The sequence below is a fragment of the Actinomadura geliboluensis genome, from assembly GCF_005889745.1.
Lineage (GTDB): Bacteria > Actinomycetota > Actinomycetes > Streptosporangiales > Streptosporangiaceae > Spirillospora > Spirillospora geliboluensis.
The window spans coordinates 1-9,759 of sequence record NZ_VCKZ01000344.1; the positions used below are offsets into that span (position 1 = coordinate 1).

A 9,759-nucleotide genomic window follows, 5' to 3' on the forward strand; every position below is an offset into this window, starting at 1 on the left:
AGGAGGCGCTGACGTGACCCGCGTCGCCGTCCGGGGCGGGCGCCCGGCGGGGCGCGGCGGGGCGGAAGAGGGGATCGCGTGAGGCTGCATCGGCTCGAGATCGCGGCGTTCGGCCCGTTCTCCGGCACGGAGGTCATCGACTTCGACGCGCTGTCCGACGCCGGCCTGTTCCTCATCCAGGGCCGGACGGGCGCGGGCAAGACGAGCATCCTGGACGCGGTGTGCTTCGCCCTCTACGGGCAGGTGCCGGGCGTCCGCAACAACGTGAAGGGGCTGCGCAGCGACCACGCGCCGCCCGGCGCCGGGCCGCGCGTGGTGCTGGAGGCGACGATCCGGGGCCGCCGGCTGCGGATCACCCGGTCGCCGGCCTGGGAGCGGCCGAAGCTGCGCGGCTCCGGGACGACGTCCGAGCACGCCAAGGTCGTCCTGGAGGAGTTCGAGCACGGCGCGTGGACGGGCCTGACCACCCGGCTGGACGAAGCGGGCGACCTGGTGTCGCGCCTGCTCGGGATGAACGCCGTGCAGTTCTGCCAGGTGGTGCTGCTGCCGCAGGGCGAGTTCGCCGGGTTCCTGCGCGCCGGGGCGGACGAGCGCCGCCGGGTCCTGGAGCGGCTGTTCGCCACCGAGGTGTTCACGCAGGTCGAGAAGTGGCTGGCCGAGCGGCGCGCCGCGGCCGGCCGGGCGGCCGCCGAGCTCGGCGCCGCCGCGGCCTCCATCGCCGACCGGATCGCCGAGACGACCGGCGCGGCGCCGCCGCGCGGGGAGCGCCCGGCCGTCCCGCAGCCGCGCCGCGGCGAACCCGCCGTCGAGCCGTTCGCCGAGGTCGAGGCGCTGCCCGCGTGGGCGGCGGAGCTGGCCGGCGGGCACGCCGACGTCCGCGCCGCCGTCGACGCCATGCGGGCCGGCGTCACCGAGGCGCTCCGGGCGGCCCGCGCGGAGTTCGACGACGCGAAGGCGCTCGCCGACCGGCGCCGCCGGCACGCCGAGGCCGTCGCCCGCCGCGACGCGCTGGCCGCCCGGGCGGAGGAGAAGTCCCGGACGGCGTCCCGGCTCGACGCCGCGGCCCGCGCCGACCGGGTCGTCCCGCTGGTGCGGGACGTCCGCGACCGGCACGCCCGGGCGGTGCAGGCGCGCCGCTGGGCCGAGGAGACCCGCGCCCGCGCGGCGTCGCTGCTGCCGCCGAAGGCGCCGGAGGACGTCCTCGCCAAGGCCGAGCGCGACCGCCGCGACGAGGCCGCCGCGCTGGAGCGCATGCGCGCCGCCGCCGCCCGCCTCCGCGAGGTCGAGCGGCAGCGCGACGCCCTCGCCGCGGAGCTGGGCCGGCTGGAGCCGCGGGACGCGCGGACCGCCGCGGCGCTGGAGGAGCTCCCCGCGATCGTGGCCGCCCGCCGCGCCGAGCTGGACGAGGCCAGGGTCGCGGCGGCGGGCGTGCCCGGCGCCGAGGCCGCCGTCCACGACGTGCGGCGCAGGCTGGACGCGGCCCACCGCCGCGACCGGGTCGAGATCCTGCTCGCCGAGGCGGAGGAGGCGCAGCGCGCCGCGGTCGACGCCGCCCAGGAGGCCCGCGACCGCGCCCAGGAGCTCCGGCAGGCGCGCCTGGACGGGATGGCCGCCGTCCTCGCCGGGGAGCTGAAGGACGGCGAGCCCTGCCGCGTCTGCGGATCGACCGAGCATCCCGCGCCCGTCGCCTCGCTCGCCGTCGTCCCCTCCGAGGAGGAGGTCGAGCGCGCCCAGGCCGCCTACGACGCGGCGCAGACGCTCCGGGAGCGGCGGACCGGCGAGGTGGAGTCGCGGCGGTCCGAGCGCGACCAGCTCCTGGAGGCCGCGGGCGACGCGCCCGCCGAGGCGCTCGCGGCGGAGCTCGCCGAGGCCGAGCGGGCGCTGGAGGCCGCGGCGGCGCGGGCCGTCGAGGCCGCCGAGCTGGAGGCCGCCCTGCACCGGCACGAGCAGGAGCTCGACCGGGCCCGCGCCGAGCGCGACGAGGTGTCCCGGCTGCTCACCGAGAACCGCATCCGGGACGGGGAGCTGGCCGACGAGCGGGCCCGGCTGTCGGCGGAGCTGGACGAGGCCCGCGGCGATGACCCGACGCTGGAGGCGCGCCTCGCCCGCCTCGGCCGCGAGGCCGACGCGCTCGCCGAGGCCGTCGAGGCGCTGCGCGCCTCCGGCCGCGCCGACGAGGAGCTGGCCGCCGCCCGCGCGAGGGCGCGGCAGGAGGCGGCGGAGCAGGGGTTCGGCACGCCCGACGAGGTCGAGGAGGCGGCGCTGTCCGACGAGGACCAGGGCGTCCTGCGCGACCGGATCCGCCACCTCGACGACGAGGAGGCGCAGGTTCGCGCCCTGCTGGGCGATCCGGCGCTGGCCGCGGCGGCCGCCGCGCCCGCGCCCGATCTGCCCGCGCTGGAAGCGGCGGTGCGGGCGGCGGAGGCGGCGCACACCGCCGCCGCGAACGCCGCCGACCGCGCCCGCAAGCGCTGCGAGCGCCTCGCCGAGCTGCGCGCGGACCTCGGCGCGGCGGTGCGGGCGTGGCGTCCCGCCGCCGAGCGGTACGAGGTCGCCGAGCGCCTCGCCGGGCTGGCGTCCGGCAAGCACGCCGCGAACCGGCACGCGATGTCGCTGTCGGCCTACGTGCTCGCCGCGCGCCTGGAGCAGGTCGTCGCCGCCGCGAACGAGCGGCTGTCGCGCATGTCCGGGGGCCGCTACGCCCTCGTCCACACCACCGACAGGGCGGCGGGCGACCGCACGAAGGGCGCGGGCGGCCTCGGCCTGCGCGTCGCCGACGCCTGGACGGGCCTGGAGCGCGACCCCGTCACCCTGTCGGGCGGCGAGTCGTTCATCACGTCGCTGTCGCTGGCGCTCGGCCTCGCCGACGTCGTCACCGCCGAGGCGGGCGGCGCCGAGATCGGCACGCTGTTCGTCGACGAGGGGTTCGGCACCCTCGACGAGGAGACGCTCGACGAGGTCATGGACGTCCTGGACGGCCTGCGCGACGGCGGCCGGGCGGTCGGCATCGTCAGCCATGTCGCGGAGCTGCGCGCCCGCATCCCCGCCCAGCTCCGCGTGACGAAGAACCGCGCCGGCTCCACCGCGGCGACCGTCGTGTGACGCGCTACGAGATGTACTGCAGGATCACGTTGTGGACGTGGTGGCTCTTGTCGCTGCCGCGGAACTCGACCTCGTAGGTGTGCGTGCCGACGTTGATCGCGATCGACCCGGTGGAGAAGTAGGACCCGGCCCACGACTTGTTGCTCACCACGCTCACCGAGGTGATCTTCGAGTAGGGCACGCTGGTGATCGCGTACTTCTTGCCGGCGAAGCTCTTGTCCTGGATGATCACGCGCCGGTCGGTGAGGCCGATGAACCCGGTGCCGGCGCCGACCGCGTCGTAGACGGCGATGATCTGCTCGCCGGGGATCAGCCCGCTCTCGATCTGCTTGAGCTGGCCCGACCTGTCGTGTTCGATCCCGTCGCCCATCGGTTCCTCCAGTGCTCGGTGTGCCGGTTCGACGGACGGGCGGTCCGTCCCGTTCCGCAGGGGAGTGTCGCAGCCGTCGCGCCGGGGACGAGCCGCTTCGAGGATGCCGGTGCCGTCGCCGCCGTCCGCGGCGTCCGAGCGGGCGGCGTAAAAAAACCAGTGTATTTGGTGTAAATCCCTGGGACGCAGCGGGGTCGCCGAGCCGCCCCGCAGGTCGACCCCTCCATCACGTCAACATCACTGACCAGCGACTTTGTGAGCCCGCCGGCGGTGTGCGGCGCCTCACAGCACCCCGCTCTGGACGCGCCCGCTCTTTCTCCAATAAAAACTAGCCTGCTAGTAAAAAATAGGCCCGGAAGGGGTCGGCAGGATGGACGGAGCAAGATCGAGGGTGCTCGTCGCGGCGTTCGCGTTCGCGGTCGCGCTGACCGTGGCGCTGTGGACGCTCCCGCGCGGCAACCCGGCCGAGGCGGCGCACTCGGCCGGGTCCGCGCACGAGGCGGAACCGGCCGCGGCGGCCGCGTCGCCCGGCGCGGAGCACGACGGGACCTCGCACGACGCGTCGGGCGCCGGCGAGGCGGACGGCTGGAAGGCCATGGACGACGCCATGGCCAAACGGGACAAGAGCTTCCCGGCGGCGACCAAGGGCCAGGGCGGGCAGGACCTCGCCCCCACGGTGCTGCCGGACGGCACCAAGGAGTTCCACCTGACGGCCAAGGCCGTGAAATGGGAGGTGGAGCCCGGCAAGGTCGTGGACGCCTGGGGCTTCAACGGCATGGTGCCGGGCCCGACGATCCGCGCCGACGTCGGCGACAAGGTCCGCATCGTGGTGAAGAACGAGCTGCCCGAGCCGACCAGCGTCCACTGGCACGGCATCCAGTTGCCGAACAAGATGGACGGCGTCCCGAACGTCACCCAGGACTCCATCAAGCCGGGGAAGACGTTCGCCTACGAGTTCCCGGTGACCCGGATCGCGGACACCTGGTACCACTCCCACTACAACGGCACCAAGCAGGTGAGCAGCGGCCTGTGGGGCGCGATCCAGTTCGGCGACGTCCCCACCCCGCACAAGGAGAAGGTCGCGCAGAAGCAGATCATCCAGATCCAGGACGCCGGCGTGATCGGGATGACGCTGAACGGCAAGTCCTTCCCGGCGACGAAGCCGCTGAAGGCGCGGGTGGGCGACTGGGTGCAGGTCACCTACGTCAACGCGGGCACGATGGCGCATCCGATGCACCTGCACGGCGTGGACCAGGTGATCATCGCCAAGGACGGGTTCCCGCTGGAGCAGACCTACAAGGCCGACACGGTCAACGTCGCGCCCGGCGAGCGCTACACCGTGCTCATCCACGCCGACCAGCCCGGCAAGTGGATCTGGCACTGCCACATCTTCCCGCACGCCGAGGGCTCCCAGGGCATGTTCGGCCTGGTCATGGAGATGCAGATCACCTGATCACGGCCCGGCTCGGACCGCCCGAACCCCCATTCCCCCCGCATACCTGGAGTGAGTCGATGTCCACACCAACCCCTGAGCCGGACCGTCCGGCACCGGGCAGACCGTCGGGGCCCGCGCGCAAGCGCTGGACGGCGGCGCTGAACGGGTTCATGCCCGTCATCAGCGCGGCGCTCGCGCTCGGCCTGATCGTCGGGCTGCTCATGGTCAGCGCCGCGCCCGGCGGCCACGAGCACGGCGCGCTGGCCTCGTCCGAGGAGGGCGCCGCGGCGCCCGCCGGGGGCGGCGCGTCCCTTCCCGGGAAGGGCAAGAAGGTCACCCTCGACTTCGAAGAGGGCGACATGTACATCAAGCCGAACAAGGTCACCGTCCCGGCCGGCGCCGACGTGACGGTGAACGTCGTCAACAAGGGCAGCCAGGCGCACACCCTGAGCCTGCTGGGCAAGACGAACAAGCAGCTCGAACCGGGCAAGTCCGAGACCCAGCACTGGGGCGTGCTCACCGAGTCCACCCAGGCGTGGTGCGTGATCCCGGGCCACAAGGACGCCGGCATGCTCGTCGAGATCACCGTGACCGGCGGTGAGAGCACCAAGGCGGCGGGTACCACCGCGGCCGCTGCGGCGGGAGCCGGCACCGCCGGCGACACGGCGAACGCCAAGATCGACCCGGCGGCGAAGCCGGCCGCCGGATGGAAGCCGTTCGACCCGACGGCACCGGTCAACGACGGCAAGGACGTCCACGAGGCGACGTTCACCGTCACCGAGAAGGAGATCGAGGTCGCTCCCGGGGTGAAGCAGACCCGGTGGACCTACAACGGCACGGCGCCCGGCCCCACGCTGCGCGGCAAGGTCGGCGACACCTTCCGGATCAAGCTCGTCAACAAGGGCTCGATGGGGCACTCCATCGACTTCCACGCCTCGAAGGTCGCGCCGAACGTCCAGATGCGGACCATCAAGCCCGGCGAGACGCTCGTCTACGAGTTCACGGCGCAGTTCTCCGGCATCTTCACCTACCACTGCGGGTCCGACCCGATGATCTACCACATGGGCAACGGCATGCACGGCGCCCTGATCGTCGACCCGCCGGACCTGCCGAAGGTCGACAAGGAGCTGGTGCTCATCCAGTCGGAGCTCTACCTCGGGCCGCAGGGCAAGCCGGGCGACCTGAAGAAGATGCAGGCCGGCGAGTACGACGCGGTGGTCTTCAACGGCTACCACAACCAGTACGTCCACGCCCCGATCAAGGTGAAGCCCGGGGACCGGGTCCGCGTCTGGGTGGACGACGGCGGCCCCAACGAGAACATCGCCTTCCACGTCGTCGGGACGATCTTCGACACGGTCTGGAAGGAGGGCGCCTACACGCTGCGGCGCGACAACAAGGAGAAGGGCGGCGCGCAGGTCCTCGACCTCCAGCCCACCCAGGGCGGCTTCGTCGAGTTCACCCTCCCCGACGCCGGCACCTACCCGTTCCTCGGCCACAGGATGAAGAACATGGCCGCCGGCGGCCTCGGCGTCTTCCAGGTCGGCTGACCCGCACCCATGGAGGTGACCATGACAACCACCGACACCGCGGGGACGGCCGTCCCGGCATCCCCGCCCGCGCTCACGGCCAGGCGCGCCGCCGCCGCCGGGTCCGTGCTCGCCGCGCTCATCCACTACGCCGTCGTGCCGGAGCACCTCGACGAATGGTGGGCGTACGGCGTGTTCTTCAGCGCCGTCGGCATGTTCCAGCTCATCTGGGCCGTGCTCGCGCACACCGGCGACGAGCGGCCGGTGCTGCTGTCCGGCCTCGCCGTCAACCTCGGCGTCCTCGCCCTCTGGGCGGTGAGCCGCACGAGCGGCCTGCCGTTCGGGCCCGAGCCGGGGGAGGCGGAGGCCGTCGGCGTCCTCGACGTGCTCAGCGGCGCCGCCGAACTGGTGCTGGTCGCCGGGATCCTGCTGGCCCTGCGCGGCTCGCGCCGGCGGCCCGCCGAGACCCCGGCGGAACCCGCCGGCGAGAGCGGGTGACGCGCACCCCGTCCCCGCACGCGGGCCCGCGGATCCGAAAGGACCCGCGGGCCCGCCCGCGTGCGGTCGCTCAGTGGCCGGCGTCGCGGGTGCGGCGCAGGTACGCCAGGCAGAGGTGCGGCTCGACCAGGGGGTCCAGCCGGTCCGCCGCCAGCGGGACGCCCATCTCGGCGAGCGCCCCCTGGATCAGGCCGAGGTGCAGCCGGCACACGACGTCCGCGTGCCGTTCCGCGACCGTGCCGAAGGGGCAGTTGCGCACCCGGATGCGCACCTTCTCCGGATCCGGGTCCGGGTGGTCGGCGCCGTGCTCGAACTCGGGGCTGAACCCCATGCCGGCCATCATCCGGTCGAGCCGCTCCAGCGCCTCCGCCGTGCCGAGCCGCTGGAACGGGGCGGGCGGATCGGCGAGGTGGCGGCCCCAGGCCCGGCCCGCCTCGATCGCGGCGCCCTCCGGATCGGGCAGCATCCCGGAGACCAGGCTCGCCAGCATCTCGGCGAGCAGCCGGTAGCTGTGCCGGCCGTCGGGCTCCTCCGCGCGGTACACCATGCGCGGGCGGCCGGGCCGGTCGCGGCCCTCGGGCACCCGCCGCACCAGGCCGGCCTCCGCCAGCCCGTCGAGATGGAAGCGCGCGGTGTTGGGGTGCAGCCCGGCCCGCTCGGCGATCTCGCGCACGCCGAGCGGCGCGGCGCCCGCCTCGCGGACCACCCGCAGGACCCGGGCGCGGCTGCCGCCGAGCCCCGCCTCGGCCGCCGCCGGCTCCGCGTCCACCCATTCGCGGTCGTCCATGGCCCGAGTTTATGCATATCCACTAGTGAAAATCAGCAGGCGGGCGGGCGGGGACGCGGTCAGAGGTAGAGGCCGGTGCCGTGCTCGGGGCGCTCGCTGGCGATCGCGTGCAGGTCGCGCTCGCGCATGACCAGGTAGTTCTCGCCCTGGATCTCGACCTCGTACTGGTCGCCGGGGTGGAACAGCACGCGGTCGCCGGGCTTGACGATCCGCACGTGGTGGCCGACCCCGCAGACCTCGCCCCACACCAGGCGGTTCCCCTGCTCGACGGTCGCGGGGATCACGATGCCGCCGGTGCTGCGGCGCTCGCCGCTGTCCTTCTCGACCTTGATCATGACGCGGTCGTGCAGCATCTGGACTTCGAACTTGGGCTCCGACACGCCGGCGAGTTTAGCCGTCCGCGCGGGTCAGGGCGTCCCAGGAGCCGGCGATGATCTCCGGCAGGGCGGACCGCTCGGGCCGCCAGCCGAGCTCGCCGCGGATCGCGGCGGCGTCGCAGACCAGCACCGGCGCCTCCGGCCGGGCCGGGCGGCGGCGCACCGGCACCGGCCGCCCGGTCACCGCCTCGACCGCCGCGACGACCTCGTGGACGGCGGCGCCGGCGCCGCTGCCGACGTTGTAGACGCGGTCCTCGCCGGGGCGGACCGCCTCCAGCGCCCGGACGTAGGCGGCGGCGAGGTCGTCCACGTGCAGGTACTCGCGGACGGCCCGGCCGTCGCCGTTGACGTCCAGGTGCGGGGCGTGCCCGGCGGCCACGGCGAGGGCCGCCGGGATCAGCCGGGTCCCGTCGGGGTCGATCCGGCCGTCCACGGACCCGGCGACGTTGAACGTGCGCAGGACCACCGCGCCGATCGCGCCCGTCCGGGCGTGGTACCGGACGGCCTGCTCGGCGGCCAGCTTCGACGCCCCGTACGGGCTGGCGGGCGCGGTGGCCTCGGTCTCGGGGATGGGCTGCCGCTCCGGCGTCCCGTACACGGCCGCCGTGGAGCCGAACACGACCCGGTCCGCGGCCACGGCCTCCAGCAGGTTCACCGTGCCCTGCACGTTGGCCGTGAAGTACGGCAGCGGCCGCTCGAACGACTCGCGGACGCGGGTGAGCGCGGCGAGGTGGCACACGCCGTCGTAGGGGCCGCGCGGCAGCCCGTCCGGGGCGAGGAGGTCGCCGCGGACGGCGCGCACCCCGGCCGGCAGCCCGGCGTCCCGCCGCACCAGCCCGTCGACCTCGTGCCCGGCGGCGGCGAGCCGCCGCCCGACCGCGTACCCGATGTACCCCGCCGCCCCCGTCACCAGCACGCGCATGCAAGCCAGCATCCAGCGGCGGCGCCGCGGGTTCAAGCCGCGGTCACGGCAGGGAGTCGAGCCGCGCGTACACGCCGGGGTAGCCGGGCTTGGCGCAGCCGTACCCCCAGGACGTCAGCGCGGCGACGCGGCCGCGGACCAGCAGCGGCCCGCCGCTGTCGAACTGGCACGAGTCGGCGGTGCCGGACCCGGCGCACAGCATGTCGGACGGGTCGAACGCGTCGCCGTAGGCCCGCCGGCACGCCGCGTCGCCCGGCAGCGGGAGGTCCGCCGTCCGCAACCGGGTGTTGAACAGGTCGTTCTCCGAGGTGAAGCCCCAGCCGGCGATGCGCCCGGTGCGGGCCGCGCCGGGTGGGCCGAGCACGGCGAGCGGGCGGCGGACGGGCCGTGCGAGGGTGAGGACCGCGAGGTCGTGGTGGCCGACGGTCTCGTCCTGGAACGAGGTCTCCCGGTACTGCGGATGCAGCCGCACCGACCGCACCGCGACCGTCTCGCCGCCCGAGCCGACCAGGTCGTCCCGGCCGAAGGTGGCCGTGAGCAGGCCGGGCAGCGACCGGAACAGCGAGACGCAGTGCGCCGCGGTGAGCACCCGGTCCGGCTTGATCAGCGCGCCGCCGCAGAACTGCCCGGACGGCCGGACGAAGAAGACCGGCGACCCGACCGCGGCCAGCCACGCGTACAGGAACTTTCCGATCTCGTACGCTGCTCATCGAGCAGGCGAGCCGGGGCACCAGCATCGAGG

General features: G+C 74.6%; 9 protein-coding genes. 4 read left to right on the top strand and 5 right to left on the bottom strand.

The window, feature by feature from the left end:
* The first annotated feature begins 78 nt into the window (after positions 1-78).
* Positions 79-3,102, top strand: coding sequence for an AAA family ATPase (locus tag ETD96_RS33805; RefSeq protein ID WP_138640553.1), 3,024 nt, complete (start codon positions 79-81; stop codon positions 3,100-3,102).
* A 4-nt stretch (positions 3,103-3,106) separates the two neighbouring features.
* On the opposite strand, the gene ETD96_RS33810 is transcribed toward ETD96_RS33805, so the two are convergent.
* Positions 3,107-3,472, bottom strand: coding sequence for a PH domain-containing protein (locus tag ETD96_RS33810; protein WP_138640554.1), 366 nt, complete (start codon positions 3,470-3,472; stop codon positions 3,107-3,109).
* Positions 3,473-3,842: 370 nt separating this feature from the next.
* On the opposite strand from ETD96_RS33810, the gene ETD96_RS47740 reads away from it, so the two are divergent.
* The 3 genes from ETD96_RS47740 to ETD96_RS33825 are packed head-to-tail and all read left to right on the top strand — an operon-like array spanning position 3,843 to position 6,931.
* Complete coding sequence (locus tag ETD96_RS47740; protein ID WP_138640555.1) at positions 3,843-4,925, top strand: multicopper oxidase family protein; 1,083 nt, start codon at positions 3,843-3,845, stop codon at positions 4,923-4,925.
* Between the two features lie 59 nt (positions 4,926-4,984).
* Positions 4,985-6,454, top strand: coding sequence for a multicopper oxidase domain-containing protein (locus ETD96_RS33820; protein WP_138640556.1), 1,470 nt, complete (start codon positions 4,985-4,987; stop codon positions 6,452-6,454).
* A 21-nt stretch (positions 6,455-6,475) separates the two neighbouring features.
* Complete coding sequence (locus tag ETD96_RS33825; RefSeq protein ID WP_138640557.1) at positions 6,476-6,931, top strand: hypothetical protein; 456 nt, start codon at positions 6,476-6,478, stop codon at positions 6,929-6,931.
* A gap of 70 nt (positions 6,932-7,001) precedes the next feature.
* Here the strand turns inward: ETD96_RS33825 and ETD96_RS33830 are convergent, their stop codons facing one another.
* The 4 genes from ETD96_RS33830 to ETD96_RS33845 are packed head-to-tail and all read right to left on the bottom strand — an operon-like array spanning position 7,002 to position 9,711.
* On the bottom strand, positions 7,002-7,718 hold the full coding sequence (locus tag ETD96_RS33830) for a helix-turn-helix transcriptional regulator (RefSeq protein WP_138640558.1): 717 nt from the start codon (positions 7,716-7,718) through the stop codon (positions 7,002-7,004).
* A gap of 59 nt (positions 7,719-7,777) precedes the next feature.
* Positions 7,778-8,098 (bottom strand): GroES family chaperonin, encoded by a 321-nt coding sequence (locus ETD96_RS33835; protein WP_089326083.1) that lies wholly within the window; start codon positions 8,096-8,098, stop codon positions 7,778-7,780.
* A gap of 10 nt (positions 8,099-8,108) precedes the next feature.
* Positions 8,109-9,017, bottom strand: a complete 909-nt coding sequence (locus tag ETD96_RS33840) for an NAD-dependent epimerase/dehydratase family protein (protein WP_138640559.1) — start codon at positions 9,015-9,017, stop codon at positions 8,109-8,111.
* Positions 9,018-9,060: 43 nt separating this feature from the next.
* Positions 9,061-9,711 carry a serine protease gene (locus ETD96_RS33845; RefSeq protein ID WP_138640560.1) on the bottom strand — a complete coding sequence of 217 codons (651 nt, stop codon included), beginning with the start codon at positions 9,709-9,711 and terminating at the stop codon, positions 9,061-9,063.
* Positions 9,712-9,759: the final 48 nt, after the last annotated feature.

Excerpts from the sequence above, each read along its gene's own strand:
- ETD96_RS33810 (WP_138640554.1), bottom strand. The coding sequence starts at position 3,472 with ATGGGCGACGGGATCGAACACGACAGGTCGGGCCAGCTCAAGCAGATC.
- ETD96_RS47740 (WP_138640555.1), top strand. The coding sequence starts at position 3,843 with ATGGACGGAGCAAGATCGAGGGTGCTCGTCGCGGCGTTCGCGTTCGCG.
- ETD96_RS33820 (WP_138640556.1), top strand. The coding sequence starts at position 4,985 with ATGTCCACACCAACCCCTGAGCCGGACCGTCCGGCACCGGGCAGACCG.
- ETD96_RS33825 (WP_138640557.1), top strand. The coding sequence starts at position 6,476 with ATGACAACCACCGACACCGCGGGGACGGCCGTCCCGGCATCCCCGCCC.
- ETD96_RS33830 (WP_138640558.1), bottom strand. The coding sequence starts at position 7,718 with ATGGACGACCGCGAATGGGTGGACGCGGAGCCGGCGGCGGCCGAGGCG.
- ETD96_RS33840 (WP_138640559.1), bottom strand. The coding sequence starts at position 9,017 with ATGCGCGTGCTGGTGACGGGGGCGGCGGGGTACATCGGGTACGCGGTC.